The sequence below is a fragment of the Methylobacterium sp. GC_Met_2 genome (genome assembly GCF_026540795.1).
In the GTDB taxonomy this organism is placed as follows: domain Bacteria; phylum Pseudomonadota; class Alphaproteobacteria; order Rhizobiales; family Beijerinckiaceae; genus Methylobacterium.
Genome location: NZ_JALNUM010000053.1, coordinates 24,609 through 40,988 on the forward strand (window position 1 = coordinate 24,609; position 16,380 = coordinate 40,988).

17 protein-coding genes and 2 tRNA genes are annotated in these 16,380 nt (G+C 67.9%); 10 read left to right on the forward strand and 9 right to left on the reverse strand.

The window, feature by feature from the left end; all coding sequences use genetic code 11:
- The first annotated feature begins 112 nt into the window (after positions 1-112).
- Positions 113-2,791 carry an alanine--tRNA ligase gene (alaS, locus tag OXS49_RS18200; protein ID WP_267425987.1) on the forward strand — a complete coding sequence of 893 codons (2,679 nt, stop codon included), beginning with the start codon at positions 113-115 and terminating at the stop codon, positions 2,789-2,791.
- Between the two features lie 67 nt (positions 2,792-2,858).
- On the opposite strand, the gene OXS49_RS18205 is transcribed toward alaS, so the two are convergent.
- From OXS49_RS18205 to mdeB, 6 genes are all read right to left on the reverse strand, one after another.
- Complete coding sequence (locus tag OXS49_RS18205) at positions 2,859-3,140, reverse strand: hypothetical protein (protein ID WP_244008101.1); 282 nt, start codon at positions 3,138-3,140, stop codon at positions 2,859-2,861.
- Positions 3,141-3,230: 90 nt separating this feature from the next.
- On the reverse strand, positions 3,231-3,641 hold the full coding sequence (locus OXS49_RS18210) for a DUF2147 domain-containing protein (protein ID WP_267425988.1): 411 nt from the start codon (positions 3,639-3,641) through the stop codon (positions 3,231-3,233).
- 220 nt (positions 3,642-3,861) lie between these two features.
- Positions 3,862-4,452, reverse strand: coding sequence for a hypothetical protein (locus OXS49_RS18215; RefSeq protein WP_267425989.1), 591 nt, complete (start codon positions 4,450-4,452; stop codon positions 3,862-3,864).
- Between the two features lie 160 nt (positions 4,453-4,612).
- Positions 4,613-6,304, reverse strand: a complete 1,692-nt coding sequence (lpdA, locus tag OXS49_RS18220; RefSeq protein WP_267425990.1) for a dihydrolipoyl dehydrogenase — start codon at positions 6,302-6,304, stop codon at positions 4,613-4,615.
- 11 nt (positions 6,305-6,315) lie between these two features.
- Entirely contained in the window at positions 6,316-7,710 is a 1,395-nt protein-coding gene (locus OXS49_RS18225) for a 2-oxo acid dehydrogenase subunit E2 (RefSeq protein WP_267425991.1), read from the reverse strand.
- Positions 7,711-7,785: 75 nt separating this feature from the next.
- A complete protein-coding gene (mdeB, locus tag OXS49_RS18230; protein ID WP_267425992.1) occupies positions 7,786-10,461 on the reverse strand; it encodes an alpha-ketoglutarate dehydrogenase in 2,676 nt (891 codons plus the stop codon).
- A gap of 220 nt (positions 10,462-10,681) precedes the next feature.
- Between mdeB and OXS49_RS18235 the strand changes: the two genes are divergently transcribed.
- The gene (locus OXS49_RS18235; protein ID WP_244008089.1) at positions 10,682-11,170 is read left to right on the forward strand and encodes an Lrp/AsnC family transcriptional regulator; all 489 of its coding nucleotides are present in this window, start codon (positions 10,682-10,684) and stop codon (positions 11,168-11,170) included.
- A 95-nt stretch (positions 11,171-11,265) separates the two neighbouring features.
- Here the strand turns inward: OXS49_RS18235 and OXS49_RS18240 are convergent.
- Together OXS49_RS18240 and OXS49_RS18245 are read right to left on the reverse strand one after the other, a co-directional pair.
- Positions 11,266-11,341, reverse strand: a tRNA-Ala gene (locus OXS49_RS18240).
- A gap of 151 nt (positions 11,342-11,492) precedes the next feature.
- Entirely contained in the window at positions 11,493-11,879 is a 387-nt protein-coding gene (locus tag OXS49_RS18245; protein ID WP_244008087.1) for a TIGR02300 family protein, read from the reverse strand.
- A gap of 280 nt (positions 11,880-12,159) precedes the next feature.
- Between OXS49_RS18245 and aroA the strand changes: the two genes are divergently transcribed.
- From aroA to OXS49_RS18285, 8 genes are all read left to right on the forward strand, one after another.
- Positions 12,160-13,509 (forward strand): 3-phosphoshikimate 1-carboxyvinyltransferase, encoded by a 1,350-nt coding sequence (aroA, locus tag OXS49_RS18250; protein WP_267425993.1) that lies wholly within the window; start codon positions 12,160-12,162, stop codon positions 13,507-13,509.
- 5 nt (positions 13,510-13,514) lie between these two features.
- The gene (gene cmk, locus OXS49_RS18255) at positions 13,515-14,153 is read left to right on the forward strand and encodes a (d)CMP kinase (RefSeq protein ID WP_267426002.1); all 639 of its coding nucleotides are present in this window, start codon (positions 13,515-13,517) and stop codon (positions 14,151-14,153) included.
- A 96-nt stretch (positions 14,154-14,249) separates the two neighbouring features.
- Positions 14,250-14,325: transfer RNA gene (locus OXS49_RS18260), tRNA-Lys, on the forward strand.
- A 91-nt stretch (positions 14,326-14,416) separates the two neighbouring features.
- Entirely contained in the window at positions 14,417-14,683 is a 267-nt protein-coding gene (locus OXS49_RS18265; RefSeq protein ID WP_267425994.1) for a hypothetical protein, read from the forward strand.
- On the forward strand, positions 14,680-14,877 hold the full coding sequence (locus OXS49_RS18270) for a hypothetical protein (protein ID WP_267425995.1): 198 nt from the start codon (positions 14,680-14,682) through the stop codon (positions 14,875-14,877). The genes OXS49_RS18265 and OXS49_RS18270 overlap by 4 nt, the downstream gene beginning before the upstream one ends.
- The gene (locus OXS49_RS18275; RefSeq protein WP_267425996.1) at positions 14,874-15,044 is read left to right on the forward strand and encodes a hypothetical protein; all 171 of its coding nucleotides are present in this window, start codon (positions 14,874-14,876) and stop codon (positions 15,042-15,044) included. The genes OXS49_RS18270 and OXS49_RS18275 overlap by 4 nt, the downstream gene beginning before the upstream one ends.
- A 1-nt stretch (position 15,045) precedes the next feature.
- A complete protein-coding gene (locus OXS49_RS18280) occupies positions 15,046-15,279 on the forward strand; it encodes a hypothetical protein (protein ID WP_267425998.1) in 234 nt (77 codons plus the stop codon).
- Positions 15,276-15,506, forward strand: a complete 231-nt coding sequence (locus tag OXS49_RS18285; protein ID WP_267425999.1) for a hypothetical protein — start codon at positions 15,276-15,278, stop codon at positions 15,504-15,506. The genes OXS49_RS18280 and OXS49_RS18285 overlap by 4 nt, the downstream gene beginning before the upstream one ends.
- Here OXS49_RS18285 and OXS49_RS18290 read toward each other — a convergent pair.
- Positions 15,458-15,844 (reverse strand): hypothetical protein, encoded by a 387-nt coding sequence (locus tag OXS49_RS18290; RefSeq protein ID WP_267426000.1) that lies wholly within the window; start codon positions 15,842-15,844, stop codon positions 15,458-15,460. The two genes, OXS49_RS18285 and OXS49_RS18290, sit on opposite strands and share 49 nt — an antisense overlap.
- Positions 15,845-16,380 lie beyond the last annotated feature (536 nt).

Consider the following 16,380-nt stretch of genomic DNA (forward strand, 5'->3'; position numbering starts at 1 on the left):
AGGCCGGGCACCGATTGCAACCCGGTCCAGAACGGCTCTAAGAGGGCGCCATGCGGATGCCGCTCGAAGGTGAGCGGTGCCCGGTCCCGTGTTCCTGCCAGAGTCAGCCTTGATGAGCGGCGTCAACGAGATCCGGTCGACCTTCCTCGACTACTTCGCCAAGGCGGGGCACGAGGTCGTGCCCTCTTCGAGCCTCGTGCCGAAGAACGATCCGACGCTGATGTTCACCAATGCCGGCATGGTGCAGTTCAAGAACGTCTTCACCGGGATGGAGAAGCGCGCCTACGACCGGGCCACGACGGCACAGAAATGCGTGCGGGCTGGCGGCAAGCACAACGACCTCGACAATGTCGGCTACACGGCGCGCCATCATACGTTCTTCGAGATGCTCGGCAACTTCTCGTTCGGCGACTACTTCAAGGACCGCGCGATCGAGCTGGCCTGGACGCTGATCACCAAGGAGTTCGGGCTGAAGCCCGACCGGCTCCTCGTGACCGTCTACGCCGACGACGACGAGGCCGCAGGCCTGTGGAAGAAGATTGCAGGTCTCTCGGACGACAAGATCATCCGCATCGGGACCTCCGACAATTTCTGGCAGATGGGCGATACCGGACCCTGCGGGCCGTGCTCGGAGATCTTTATCGATCAGGGCCCGGCACTGCAGGGCGGGCCGCCCGGCTCTCCGAACGAGGATGGCGACCGGTTCCTGGAGTTCTGGAACCTCGTGTTCATGCAGTACGAGCAGCTGGAGCCGGGCTCGCGCAACCCACTGCCGCGGCCGTCGATCGACACCGGCATGGGCCTCGAGCGCATGGCGGCGATCCTCCAGGGCGTGCACTCGAACTACGATACCGACCTGTTCCGGGCGCTGATCGATGCCGTGGCTCACGCGGTCTCGCGGGCGCCCGAGCCCGCGACGATGGCCTCCTACCGGGTGATCGCCGACCACCTGCGGGCCGCCTCGTTCCTCGTTGCCGACGGGGTGCTGCCGGGCAACGAGGGCCGGGGCTACGTGCTGCGCCGGATCATGCGCCGGGCCATGCGCCACGCCGAGATCCTGGGCGCCCGTGAGCCGACCATGTTCCGGCTTGTGCCGACCCTGGTGCGCGAGATGGGCCAAGCCTACCCGGAGCTGATGCGGGCCGAGAGCCTGATCGCCGAGACGCTGAAGCTGGAGGAGACGCGTTTCCGCCGGACCCTCGAGCGGGGCCTGTCGATCCTCGACGCCGAGAGCCGCGAGCTCAAGGAGGGCGACAAGCTCTCCGGCGAGACCGCCTTCACGCTCTACGACACCTACGGATTCCCCCTCGACCTGACCCAGGATGCGTTGAAGGCCCGGGGCATCGGCGTCGATACCGAGGCGTTCACGGCGGCAATGCAGCGCCAGAAGCAGGCGGCGCGTGAGGCCTGGAAGGGTTCGGGCGAGGCGGCGACCGAGACTGTCTGGTTCGGGCTGCGCGACCGCCTCGGCGCGACGGAGTTCCTGGGCTACGAGACCGAGAGCGCCGAAGGCATCGTCACCGCGCTGCTGCGCGACGGCGGTGAGGTGCAAGGCCTCGAAGCGGGCCAGACCGGCCTCGTCCTCGTCAACCAGACGCCCTTCTATGGCGAATCGGGCGGTCAGGTGGGTGATACGGGCGTGATCCTGGCGCAGGGCGTGCGGGCGCGGGTCACCGACACCCAGAAGATGCTCGGAGACCTGTTCGTCCACCACGTCACCGTGGAGGAGGGGCGCTTGAGCCTCGACCAGCCGGTGGAGCTCAAGGTCGATCACGCCCGCCGCCGGGCGATCCGGGCCAACCACTCCGCGACCCACCTCCTGCACGAGGCGCTCCGGCAGGTGCTGGGCGACCATGTCGCCCAGAAGGGCTCGCTGGTGAGCCACGAGCGCCTGCGCTTCGACATCAGTCATCCGAAGCCGATCGAGGCCGACGAACTCGTCCGGGTCGAAGATATCGCCAACGCGGTGCTGCTGCAGAACGCGCCGGTGGTCACGAAACTCATGGCGGTGGACGACGCCATCGCGTCGGGCGCGCGGGCGTTGTTCGGCGAGAAATACGGCGATGAGGTGCGGGTCGTCTCGATGGGCCTTCCGGTCGATGCGCAAGCCGGGCAGGGGCGGCCGAAGAACTTCTCCGTCGAGCTCTGCGGCGGCACCCATGCGGGGCGCACCGGCGATATCGGCGCGATCACCATTGTGGCGGAGAGCGCGGTGGGCGCGGGCGTGCGCCGGATCGAGGCGCTGACAGCCGACGCGGCCCGGCATCATCGCGCCGCGGAGGCCCGCACGCTGGCAGCGCTCGCGGGCATCCTCAAGGCCCCGGCCTCCGAGGCACCCGATCGGCTGACGGCTCTGATGGACGAGCGGCGGCGCCTGGAGCGTGAGTTGGCCGAGACCCGGCGCAAGCTCGCCATGGGCGGCGAGGGCGGCCCGGGGTCGGGCGCGCAACAGACCGAGGTCGGTGGCGTGGCGTTCCGCCGGTCGGTGGTCGAAGGCCTCGACATGCGCGACCTCAAGCCGATCGTCGACGAGGAGAAGAAGCGTTTGGGGTCCGGCATCGTAGCGGTGGTCGGTGTCGGCCCCGATGGCAAGGCCGGCCTGGTGGTCGGGGTGACCGACGACCTGACGGAGCGCTACGACGCGGTTGGGCTGGTCCGGGCCGGCGCCGGGGCGCTCGGCGGCAAGGGCGGCGGCGGACGGCGTGACATGGCGCAGGCTGGCGGCCCCAACGGGGCCGGCGCGGAAGCCGCCCTCGACGCTGTGGAGCAGGCCCTCACCGCGGCGGCCTGAACAAACAAGGCCGCACCGTTTCCGGTGCGGCCTACACGATCCAGCGTATTGCGCTCTCGGCGAGGGCTTACTTGCCGCCGCCGCCAGCACCGCCCTGCGGTGCGACCCGCGACGGCTGGTTCGCGTTGCCGGCGGCGGCCGAGTCGGTCGCAATCGTATCGGCCGGGCGGCCTGTCGGGGAATAGGTGATCGACGGGTCGTTGCCGGTCGTGCCGGACTGCGTGCTGACCACACCAGGAGCGCCAGGCGGTACACCGACCCGAGCGCCATTCGGCGTCTCCAGGACTTGGGCGGTGGCCGGCGCGATGGCAGCCAGCGTCAGCACGGTGACGAGCAGTGTCCGGGTCATAAGAAATCCTACCGTTGTCAGACCCAGGCAACTTCGTTAGCGCACAATCGATCCTGCGCTGTTGCGACGCGGTAGAGGGCGGACAGCGCTTCAGTTGACTCGCGTCCAGCTCTGGCGCTTGCAGAAAACGCTCATGACGCAGCCCGAAACCTCAAGCGTGTTCGGGCCAGTCAGGCGCAGGGACCCCGAATAGGTCTTGCCGTCATTCGGGTTGTAGAGCGAGCCTGAATAGCCCGAACCATCCTGCTGGCGGGCGTCGAGGATCTGCACGCCCACGACGCTGCGGGTCCGCAGCGCCGGATCCGGATTCTTGGCGTCCAGCGCCTTGCCGGGGGCGCTGACGATCGTTCCACAATAGCCGCTGCCGCAGGGCGCGACGCGGATGCGCGAGCTGCCGGTCTCCGTCAGCCACAGTCCCGCCGGATCGGCTGCCCGTGCCGTACACGACAGAAAGCCGACCGCGGCCGTCACCAAAGCCGCAAGGCCAAGCCTCGAACGCATGCCCGTTCCTCCCGCTGTTTTCGTTCGGCCCGACTCGGAGCCTGCTTGATCGTTGCTCAAGGTTTGTATCATCGGGCTCGCAGCCTCGCCCGCTCCAGACGCGTCCGGATCACGCCAAAGCGGGCGGTCCGGCGCAGATAGTGTTACCGCGCAATCCGTTCGCCGTTGCGGAGAGCCCTGAACCATCGCAGGCTGATGCGCCCCGATGGATACCCGAGCCTCACCGCGTCGCTGTCGGTAAGGCAGATCCCAGGTAGGTCTCTACGACTTCGCAGAAGGGCTGTCCGGCTCCGGTCGAGAGCACCGCATCGACTTCGAACAACGGATCCTCCGGTGCTGTGCCCGGCGGGCGGGCGCGAACCTCGACGGTCCGGCGGACCGGAGCGAGCGGACGTACGACCCGGCCGAACGGCGTGCGGGTCCCGTCCAGCACGGCGTTCATCTCAGGCGTCAGCCGCGCCGGCACGTACCAATTGTCCGCCTCGGACATCACGTGCTCGCCGCAAACGAGGCGCACCCGACGATAGCGCACCGGCTCATCCGGGCCGATCGCTAACCGGGCGCGCTGCGCAGCGGTCAGCGGCTTGTCCGGACCCGGAAGGCGTAAAGCCACGAGATGCGGATCGGCAGCGAGCCGATGCTCGGCGCACCAGCCTTCGAGGGCGAGCGTTGCGCTGTCGGAGCCGAGGATGCGGTCGCGCAAAGCCGCGACGAGGACTTCGGCGTTGGCTGGCTTGTTGATGGCGATCGGGGCCTCAGCGATGGCTCGGCCCGGCAGGGTCATCGCCAGCGTGGCCACAAGGGCAACCAAGACGACGATCGGATGCCTCGGGGATCGTCCGCCCGGCAACGGCATCTCCACACGCAGATTCCTCATCGACGCTTCGCTCTCGGCGTGCCGTTAACGCCGCTGCCGGTCGGGAGTCCATCCCAGGGCCATCGCTAGTCCTTATGTGCCCGTGCGGGAACCGCTACCGTCGCGCCACCGGTGGCAGGTCGGTGCAGAGGCCGAGGGCGGCCTCCGCGGCGAGACCGACCGTCTCACCGAGGGTCGGGTGCGGATGGATCGTCCGGCCAATGTCGACGGCGTCCGCCCCCATCTCGATGGCCAGCGCGATCTCGCCGATAAGGTCGCCAGCGCTCGGCCCCACGACGGCGCCGCCCACGACACGCTTGGTTCCCGCCTCGAACAGCAGTTTGGTCAGGCCATAATCCGCGCCGTAAGCGATGGCCCGACCCGAGGCGGCCCACGGAAAGCGCGCCACCTCCACGGCCCGGCCAGCCGCCCGTGCTGCCGTTTCGGTGACGCCGACCCAGGCGATTTCCGGATCGGTATACGCCACGGACGGGATCACGGCGGCATCGAACCCGGACCGGTGCCCGGAGGCGACTTCGGCAGCCACGTGGCCCTGGTGAACGGCCTTGTGGGCGAGCATCGGCTGCCCCACGAGGTCGCCGATGGCGAGGATGTTAGGCACGTTCGTGCGCATCTGCGCGTCGACCGGCACGAACCCGTTTTCCACGGTGACGCCGGCAGCCTCCAGGCCGAGCTCCGCACCGTTCGGCCGGCGCCCGGCCGCCTGGAGCACGAGATCGTAGGTCGTGGCCTGCACCTCGCCGGCCAGCGTGACGGCGATGCCCTCCGGGCCGGCGGTGGCGGAAATCACCGCGGCTCCAGTCAGCAGGCGGTCGAAGCGGTGCGCGTTGCGCTTGGTCCAGATTACCACGAGGTCGCGGTCGACGCCCTCCAGCAGGTTTGGCAACCGTTCGACGACGTCGACCCGGGCGCCGAGCGCGCTGTAGACGGTGGCCATCTCCAGGCCGATGATGCCGCCGCCGATCACCAGCAGCCGGCGGGGCACGAACGGCAGCTCCAGGGCACCGGTGGAGTTCACGATGCGCGGATCCTCCGGCAACATCGGCAACGCGACCGGTGAGGAGCCGGCCGCCACGATGGCGGTGGCGAAGGCGACGCTGCGTTCGCCGCCCTCGTGTGTGGCGACAGTGGCCGTCTTGGGTCCGGTCAAGCGCGCGGTCCCACGGATCACGGTGACCTTGCGCTGGCGCGCCATCTGGGTAAGCCCGTCGGTGAGACGGCGCACGGTCCCGACCTTGAAGCTACGCAGCTTGTCCAGATCGATCGCGGGAGCGCCGAAGCTGATGCCATGGGCGGCGAGGCGCTGGGCCTCCTCGGTGACGGACGCCACGTGCAGCAGGGCCTTGGACGGTATGCAGCCGACATTCAGGCATACGCCGCCCAGCGTCGCATCGCGTTCCACGAGGATGACCCGTTGCCCGAGATCGGCGGCCCGGAAGGCGGCCGAGTAGCCGCCGGGTCCGCCGCCGATCACCAGAACGTCGCACTGCGCATCCGGGTCTTGGGCGGGAGCCGGCAGGGGGGAGGGTGCCTCGGCATCCCGGTCGGCGAGGGCAATGCGCGCGACCAGCGTCCCGGCCGAGACCTTATCGCCGAGGCCGACCAGCATCTCCGTCAGTCGTCCCGCCACCGGGGACGGAATGTCCAGGGTCGCCTTGTCGGATTCGACCACCAGCAGCGTCTGATCGCGGGTGACCGCCTCTCCCGGCGCCACCGGGATCTCGATGACAGGCACGTCTGCATAGTCCCCCAGATTGGGGACGCGGATCTCGTGGAACGCAGGCATGGCGAGGACCGTCACAGGAGGGCGCGCCGCAGGTCTGACAGGACCGAGGCCACGTGTCCGAGGAAGCGGGCGGCGGCCACGCCGTCCACCACGCGGTGGTCCCAGGACAGACTCAGCGGCAGGATCAGGCGCGGCTGGAAGGCTTTGCCGTCCCAAACCGCCTCCATGCGCGAGCGCGCCGCGCCGAGGATCGCCACCTCGGGGGCGTTGATGATCGGCGTGAAGCCGTCGCCGCCGATACCGCCGAGCGACGACACCGAGAAGCTGCCGCCCTGCATGTCCGCGCCCGAAAGTTTTCCGGCCCGGGCCTTGTCGGTCAACGCAGACATTTCGGTGGCAATCTCGATGATCCCCTTCCGGTCGCAGTCGCGCACCACCGGCACCATCAGGCCCTTCGGTGTGTCGACTGCGAAGCCGACATGGACATAGCCTTTGAGCACGAGGTCGCCGCCTTCGAGCGACGTGTTGAAGCGTGGGTAGGCCCGGAGCGCGGAGGCTGCGGCCTTGATCAGGAAGGCCACCATGGTGACCTTTGCGGGCGGCGTGCGCGACTCCCGGTTGAGGCCGGTGCGGAACGACTCGATTTCCGTTACGTCGGCCCGGTCGAAATTCGTGACATGCGGGATCGTCAGCCAGTTGCGGCTCAGGTTGGCACCCGAAAGTGTCTGGATCCGCGACAGGGGCTCGCGCCGAACCGGGCCGTGCTTGGTGAAATCCACCGCCGGCCAGGGCGGCAGTCCGGCGCCGATCCCGGAGACCGGCGCGCTCGGCTGCCAGGCCGGCGCAGCGAGGGCGGCCTTGACGAAGGCATGGATATCTTCGCGGAGGATCCGTCCCTTGGGGCCGGTGGCGGGCACGTTGTCCAGGGCCACGCCGAGTTCGCGGGCAAGCTGGCGCACGGACGGGCTGGCATGCATGTCGCCGGACGATGCCGGGAGCGGCGCTGCCGGTTGCAGGTCCTTCCCTCCCCCCTCTGCGGGGGAGGGTGGCCCGCGAAGCGGATCGGGAGAGGGGAGCGACGGCGCAGACGATGGCTTGGCCGTCGTGAGGGCTTCAGCTCCTTCCTGAACCATCGCTCCCCTCTCCCGCCCTTCGCTGACGCGAGGGCCACCCTCCCCCGCAAAGGGGGTAGGGAGGGCGCGCGCTAGATCCGAAGCGCCCCCCCCACCAGCCTCCATCATCAGGATCGGCGTCCCCTCCGAGACCTTCGAGCCGACCGCGACCAGAAGCTCGCGCACCACGCCGGCGACCGGGGATGGGACCTCCATGGTCGCCTTGTCGGATTCGATGCTGAGGATCAGGTCGTCCACCGAGAGGCGGTCGCCGGGCTTCACCAGAAGCTCGATGACCGGCACGTCCCGATAGTCGCCGATATCCGGAAGGGCGATCTGCAGCGCGGCGCTCATGCGGGTGAATTTCCGTAGGACGGGCGTTCGGGGGAATCGTGCGACGTATGGAGGCCCCACGGCGGGGGCCCGGCCTCAGATGGTCCAAGGCGCGGGAGCGTCCGCGGCGATGCCGTATCGGCGGATCGCCTCGGCGACCGCGGCGCGTGGCACCTCTCTGGCCTCGGCCAAAGAGTGCAGGGCGGCGATCGCCACGTGCTGCCGATCGACCTCGAAGAAGCGGCGGAGTGCGCTGCGGGTGTCGCTGCGGCCGAACCCGTCGGTGCCGAGCGCCACGAAGCGCGCGCCGACATAGGAGGCGATCAACTGCGGGTAGGCCCGGACGTAGTCGCTCGCCGCAACGATCGGCGCCGATCCCGGTAGCAACGCCGCCACGTGACTGACCGGCGCCTCAGCCTCGGGATTGAGCATCGCCTGCCGTTCGGCCTCCCGGGCATCGCGCGCCAGCTCGCTGAAGCTGGTGGCGCTGAACACCTCGGCAGTGATGCCCCAATCCTGCGCCAGGAGTTCGGCCGCCGCGATCACCTCCGGCAGGATCGCTCCTGAGCCGAGGAGGCGCACCGTACCGGCACCGCCCTCCGGCCCTGATAGACGGTACATGCCCTTGAGAATGCCGACCTCCGCGCCCTCCGGCATCGAAGGCTGGGCGTAGTTCTCGTTCATGGCGGTGAGGTAGTAGAAGGCGTCCTCGCCCTCTTCCATCATCGCCCGGGCGCCGCGGTCGACGATCACCGCCATCTCGTAGGCAAAGGCCGGATCGTAGGCGCGACAGTTCGGAATCGCCGCCGCCTGCATGTGGCTCGATCCGTCCTGATGCTGCAGGCCCTCGCCGCCGAGTGTGGTCCGGCCCGCCGTGGCGCCGATCAGGAAGCCCCGGGCCCGCTGGTCGGCTGCCGCCCAGATCAGGTCGCCGACCCGCTGGAACCCGAACATCGAGTAGTAGATGTAGAACGGCAGCATCGACAGGCCGTGGACGCTGTAGGCCGTGGCCGCCGCGGTCCAGGACGAGATCGCCCCGGCTTCAGTGATGCCTTCCTCCAGCAGCTGCCCGTCCTTGGCCTCGCGGTAGTAGAGCATCGAGCCGGCATCCTCGGGCTCATAAAGCTGGCCCTCAGGAGCGTAGATTCCGACCTGCCGGAACAGGTTGGCCATGCCGAAGGTCCGCGCCTCGTCGGCGACGATCGGGACGACGCGGGGGCCGAGATCCTTGTGCTTCAGGAGGTTGCCGAACAAGCGCACCACCGCGGTGGTGGTCGACATCTCCTTGCCGCCGGCTTCGAGCGCGAAGCCCGCATAGGTCGAGAGCGGCGGCACCGTCACGGTCGGGGCGGTGCGGCGGCGGGCCGGCAGCACGCCACCCAGCATCTCCCGGCGCTCGCGTAGGTAGCGCATCTCGGCGCCGTCCTCGGCTGGCTTGTAGAAGGACAGGCCCTCCACCTGCGCGTCGGAGAGCGGCAGCGCGAAGCGGTCGCGGAAGGCGCGCAGCGCGTCGACGTCGAGCTTCTTGGCTTGGTGGGCGGTCATGCGCGATTCGCCGGCGCCGCCCATGCCGTAACCCTTCTTGGTCTTGGCCAGGATCACGGTCGGCCGACCCTTCGTAGCCTTGGCGGCCGCGAAGGCGGCGTAGAGCTTGCGGAAATCGTGGCCGCCGCGCTTTAGCCGGTCCACGTCAGCGTCCGACATGTGGGCGACGAGCTCGCGCACCTCCGGATCCTCGCCGAAGAAGTGGGCGAGGTTGTAGGCACCGTCCTTGGCGCCCAGCGTCTGGTACTTGCCGTCAACCGTCTCGGCGAAACGGCGCAGCAGGGCATGGTTGGTGTCACGGGCGAAGATCCCGTCCCATTCCGAGCCCCACAGCACTTTGATGACGTTCCAGCCGGCGCCCCGGAACAGGCTCTCCAGTTCTTGGATGATCTGGCCGTTGCCGCGCACCGGCCCGTCCAGCCGCTGCAGGTTGCAGTTGATCACGAAGGTGAGGTTGTCGAGCTTCTCCCGGGCGGCGAGCGCGAGGCCGCCGATCGATTCCGGCTCGTCCATCTCGCCGTCGCCGAACACGCCCCAGACCTGCCGGGCGGAGGTGTCGGCCAGGCCGCGGTGGCCGAGATAGCGCATGAACCGCGCCTGGTAGACCGCGTGGATCGGGCCGATGCCCATCGAACCGGTGGGGACCTGCCAGAAATCCGGCATCAGCCAGGGATGCGGATAGGAGCAGAGGCCGTCGCCGGCGATCTCCTGGCGGTAATGCTTCAGCTGCTCCTCGGAGAGCCGCCCTTCCAGGAAAGCCCGGGCGTAGACGCCCGGCGCCGAGTGCGGCTGGAAGTAGACGAGGTCGCCGTCCGGGCCGCCCTTGAAGAAGTGGTTGAACCCGACCTCGAACAGCTCCGCCGCCGAGGCGTAGCTCGCCACGTGGCCACCCAACTCGCCGTACGCCATGTTGGCGCGCACCACCATGGCGAGCGCGTTCCAGCGCATGATCGAGGTCAGCCGCTCCTCAATATCGAGGTCGCCCGGGTAGCGCGGCTGCTTCTCCAGGGGAATGGTGTTTCGATAGGGCGAATAGGGCAAAGCCTCATCGAGGATGCCGATCTCCTTCGAGCGGCGCTCCAGCCGGTCGAGGATGAACCGCGCCCTCGCCGCGCCCTCCGTGCGAACCAGTGAGTCCAGCGCCGCCAGCCAGTCCTGCGTTTCCGCCGGGTCGTGATCGACCTCTGCGGACCGCGCGACGGTGGCTTTCGGCGGTATGGCGTTCATCGGCGCGGCCTCCCTCTATACGCCGGATCATACTGGCGCTCGGACGGCTGGACATGCCGAAGATCAGGCTACACCCTCGCGTTTCCGGTCCATTTGCCCCAAACAGGCGCCAAGATAGGACATTTCAACCGCATCAATTCGTCGACAGAGAAGACCGAACGCTTCGCATATTCGCCCTTAAGCGGCATGATATGCCGGCGTTGAACACGAGAGCGAACGAATGCCTCATCGCCCTGTTGCCCTGGATCCCGCCTCCCTGCGCATCCTCGAACGCCTGCAGCAGGACAGCGAGATCAGTATCGCAGACCTCGCCGAGAAGGTCGGGCTTTCGACCTCGCCGTGCTGGCGGCGTGTCAATGACCTGAAGGAGGGCGGCGTGATCCGCGGTTGTGTCGCGGTGGTCGATCCGCTGAGCCTGGGACTCGCGGTCAACGTCTTCGTGCATGTCTCGCTGGAAAAGCAGACGCAGGCGGCACTTCAAGCCTTCGACGAGGCGGTGCGCAACCGTCCAGAGGTGATGGAGTGCTACCTGATGAGCGGCGAGGCCGACTACATGCTGCGGGTGGTGGTCGAGGATCTGGGCCAGTACCAGAGGCTCGTGCTCGACCATCTCACCCGGATTCCAGGGGTGGCCAACATCCGCTCGAGCTTCGCGCTGGGGCAAGTGAAATACACGACGGCGTTGCCGCTCGGGCATTTAACCCGGTAGAAGGACTTCCCTCGCGAAGAATGGGGTCGTAGCAATAATGTTTTGGAGGACCAAGGCACGAAGAGCCGATCGGGCCACAACGTGCGAGAGGAGGATGGTGGAGCCTAACGGGATCGAACCGATGACCTCTTCCATGCCATGGAAGCGCTCTCCCAGCTGAGCTAAGGCCCCACTCTCATCCACCGCGGTTTGGGTTCCGCGGCGGTCTCGCCGTCCGGCTAACGTCCGGCGAGGCCGGTTCTATAGGCGGCTCGCGCCGCAGACTCAACCCCTTTTTTTCGCCTTCGTCGGGGGTTTTTTCGAGGGGGAGGCGGGGACCGCCTCAACTCTCTTCGTCGTTCTCGATATCGCCGTCGATGAGGTCGGAAACGTCGTCGTCGCCGGCATCCTCCTCCTCGAGGAAGGTATCGTCCTCGGCCGCATCCCCGTCCTCGGTCGTCTCGTCGTCGGGCGTAGGATCCGCCTCGTCCTCGGCAGCCTCGACCTCATCGAGGGAAACCAACTCCGGCCCCTTCTCGTCCGTCTCGTCCTCTTCGTCATTGGTGTTCGAGGCCCGCGCCAGCGCCGGAGGCGCAGCACGGCTCGATGTGGCGACCGCCTGGTAAACCGCGCCGCATTTCGGGCAGGTGGCGGGATCACGGGCGAGGTCGTAGAACTTCGCGCCGCAGCTCATGCACTGGCGCTTTAAGCCAAGTTCCGGTCGGGCCACGGGGGGACACCTCGTCGTCTACTAATGTCTCGGGGAAGCGGCCCCGTTAGTCGCGGGCGCCGCCTCTGTCAATCGAACGCGGCACACCGCGTCCCGGGCGTCGCGCCCCTGGGGCGGTGCAAGGATCCAGGGCATGGATCCGATGCTGGAGATCGCGTGGATGACGTACGCTGGTGCGCGTGTTAACCGCACCGCGATTTCACGGTCCGATTGCAGCGGCGCGGCGATGCTGCGCGACGCGCCGGATCCCGGCCCACCTTCGAGCACGAACGGACCTTCCGTGTCGCACGATTCGCCTCCCGAGCCTCTGACCGCATCACCCGGTACGTCCCTGCGGGGACGGCTGCGCCCGCCCGGCGACAAGTCGATTTCTCACCGGGCGATGATCCTCGGCCTTCTCAGCGAGGGTGAGACCCAGGTCGAGGGCCTGCTCGAAGGCGACGACGTGCTGCGTACCGCGGCGGCCGCCAAGGCCCTGGGCGCCAGTGTCGAGCGCCTCGACGCCGGGCGCTGGCGGGTGCGGGGCGTGGGCATAGGAGGCCTCGGCGATCCGGCGGACGTTCTGGATTTCGGCAATGCCGGCACGGGCTCCCGGCTGATGATGGGCGTGGTCGGCGGCCAGCCTGTCACGGCGACCTTCGACGGTGACGCCTCCCTGCGATCCCGGCCGATGCGCCGCATCCTCGATCCGCTCACCCGCATGGGCACGCAGGTCCTGACCGAGGCAGAGGGCGGGCGCGTGCCTCTGACCCTGCGCGGGCCGAAGGAGGCGATCCCGATCACCTACGAGACGCCGGCCGCTTCGGCGCAAATCAAGTCGGCGGTGCTGCTCGCTGGCCTCAACGCGCCCGGGACCACGACGGTGATCGAGGCGGCAGCGACCCGCGACCATACCGAGCGCATGCTGCGCCTGTTCGGCGCCGCGGTTGAAGTCGTGTCGCACGGACCCGAGGGCCACGGCCGCAGCATCGCGCTGACCGGCCAGCCAACCCTGCGTGGGACCGACGTGGTGGTGCCGGCTGATCCGTCCTCGGCGGCGTTCCCGCTGGTGGCGGCGCTGATCGTGCCGGGATCCGACGTGGTGATCGAGGGCGTGATGATGAACCCGCTGCGGACCGGGCTGATCACGACCCTGCTCGAGATGGGCGCCGAGATCGAGCGCATCGCCGAGCGGGACGAGGGCGGCGAGACCGTGGCGGATCTGCGCGTGCGCGCGAGCCGCCTGAAGGGCGTGGACGTCCCGGCCGAACGCGCGCCCGCGATGATCGACGAGTATCCGGTGCTGGCGGTTGCGGCGAGCTTCGCCGAAGGCCGGACGCGGATGAACGGCCTGCACGAGTTGCGGGTCAAGGAATCCGATCGCCTCGCCGCCGTGGCGGCCGGCCTTGCGACCAACGGTGTCCGCCACACGGTCGAGGGTGACGATCTGGTGGTCGAGGGCGACGGGGCGGCGGCCCGTGGGGGCGGCACGGTGGCGACTTATCTCGATCATCGCATCGCCATGGCGTTCCTGGTGATGGGTCTGGCCACGCGGGACCCGGTGACGGTGGATGACGGGGCGATGATCGCCACGAGCTTCCCGACCTTCCTGCCGACCATGCGGGCCCTCGGCGGCCGGATCGGAGCATGATGCCGATGCCGCTCGTCATCGCGATCGACGGTCCGGCTGCGTCGGGCAAGGGCACGCTGGCCAAGCGCCTGGCCGACCATTACGGCCTGCCGCATCTCGATACTGGTCTGCTCTATCGCGCCGTCGCGCTGGCGCTGCTCGATGCCGGCCTCTCACTCGACGACTGCGCGGCCGCGGCCCGTGCCGCCGAGGCCCTCGATCCGGAAAAGCTCGACGATCCGCGTCTGCGCGACCGGGCCATGGGTGAGGCGGCCTCGCGGATCTCCGCGGTGCCGGAGGTTCGGACCGGTCTGCTCCAATGGCAGCGACGCTTCGCCGCCGATCCGCAGGGCGCGGTGCTGGACGGGCGTGACATCGGGACGGTGGTCTGCCCCGAGGCCGGGGTGAAGCTGTTCATCACAGCGTCCTCGGAGGAGCGGGCGCGCCGCCGCCATAGGGAACTGGCCGGTCGCGGCGAGACCGTAGCCTTCGCGGCCATCCTGGCCGACATTGAAGCCCGCGACGCGCGCGACTCCTCGCGGGCTGCGGCGCCGCTGCGCATCGCCGACGATGCGGTTGGGCTCGACACGACCGAGCTCGACGCCGATGCCGCCTTCGACGAGGCCCGCGCGATCGTGGAGCGCGCGCGGAGCGGGGGCGCCTGAGCGTTCTTCTCTTTCCCCGTGTTGACCCCCCGGTTCGGCTCACCTATTGCGGACGCGCCGTCCCCGGCGACCCGCCTCGAGGCGCTCCCGGGACGCGAGCGCGTAGCTCAGCTGGTAGAGCAACGGACTTTTAATCTGTAGGTCTTGGGTTCGAACCCCAACGCGCTCACCAATTTACCCAGACTTACCAGCATATTAGGGCCGATGGCCGGTGCGGCCACTAGGGCGCTGTGTCCAAGTTATGGGAGGCTGTGTCCAAATCCATGGCCAAAGAGATACCCAACGTCGGCGACCTGCGCCGCAAGTCCGAGGTGTCGGACGAAGAGATCGAGGCGGCCACCGCCGCCTACCTCGCGGACAAATTGGCCCCGCCCTTCGCTTTCAAGTCTGGCCACACCATCGATGTCGCCAAGGCGATCGAGATGCACCCGCAGGCCAAGGCACTGCTGGCCGACGAGGCCATCACACCCGGCCTGCGCCGCACGATGGTGAAGACCGCCATCGTCATGGGCTTCCCGGTCCAGGGATGAGCGATCCCGATCCGAACCGCGAGATCGTCGTCGCTCGTCTGATGCGACAGCTATACGGGTTCGCGCAGGGGCTCGGGCTGGACGAGCCGACCACCCGTGAGATCGTCAATCGCATGATCGACGACATGCCGTTGGCCCCGGACGATGATCGTCTGGCACGAGCCCGCAACTGGATGCTGATCGCGTCGCCATGATCGACGACACCGACCCCGTCCTTGACGCCGTCGAAGCGCTACGGGCCGCCGGCATTGCCGTCGAGCCGGTCGGGGAGGAGATGAACCCGTGGCGTATCGGCGACCTGCTGTTCAGCGACGCGGAGCTTGTGAGGATCGCCATGAGCCGGGGGCTAATGGAGGAGTAGGATGCCCAACGAGGCACCCAACCCGTTCGGCCTCGCGCTCCCGCTCCGCATCGTGCAGCTCGAGGAGTCCGTGAAGGTGATGGACGCTGGCGAACGTGTCGCAGCCTATATCTATGTGGCAGCCGAGCGCGAACGGCGGATCCAGACGAACCGCTTATCGCCGGCGGAAGGCGTCGAGGCCGCCAAGGTGATCGCACGGGCGCTGACGGATGCGATCACTGGCGGCTCATCGTGACCGCGGAGCAGCAGGCCTACATCCAGGCGCTGTCCGACGTGCGCTCCTATCACCGCTGGCAGATCGGTCAGGCGCTCGGCGACATGCGGACCATACAGGTGCACGAGTCCGCAATCGCTTGGCTCGACGTGTTGATCGCCACGAAGCGGAAGCACGCGGCTGAGGATGAGGCGGATCGTCAGAGAGCCCGCACCGCGAACTCCCAAACCGGCAAGCCCGGGGTCTGATCCTTCAAGGGCCGGTAGCCCGACGTCTGGGCGAACGCCACGCGATCAGCATGGACCGCTTGGGCCGCAACTGTGCCGAGCATCAGGGCGCCGCAGGAATCCACGCGCAGCGTGCCGCTCGTCGGGTGCACGCCGAACAGCTCGGACGCGGTCCAGCCGAGCCGGTGGGCCTCTGCGCCGTGCTGGTCGATGAAGGCCAGCACGTTCTCGCGCATCGCCTTCCATTTCGCCGGGGCAAGATACCGGCAGGGCGAGGCGTGCTCGGATAGGCGCTCGATCTGATCGCGCCACGAGGCGACGGCAAGCGGGAGGTTAGCGGGTGCGGCGCTGGCTGACATAGCCACCGCGGTACGCATGTGAGGTTAACAAAAGCAGGGCTGGACGCTTGTGGAAGCGGCTTGGCCCAATCATCCTTGGAGATGGATGTTGGTTCATCGGTCGGAGATAAGACGTGGGTGAAGCGAAACGCAGGAGGGCGTCGGCCAATCAAAGTGATGTAACGCGAGATGGTATATTTAGCGGTCCCGCAACAATCCGATCGATTAAACGGGGTTTAGTTGTTAGCCCGCCCGTGGTGGTAAGCGGCACTTCCCTGCATGCAAAATCGAGCCAACTCGATCCGCAAGAGCTGCGTTGCGCGACACTCCTTTGGGATAAAATAGTTTGGCCCTCATCGCGGGCTATCCATTTTGCAAGTGGACCCGACGAACAGTTTCTCGAAAAAGAAGGATTTCTCACTAGGCCAGATTATACAATTTTCGGAGATGTCGCTCAGGGTTTTGCGGCTGGGCAGATTGCTGCCTTCAACGATCTAGTGGTGCGAGTCTAACACTTGGTGCCCGTGCTTTGCGGCCTGGATAATGCGATCCGGGTC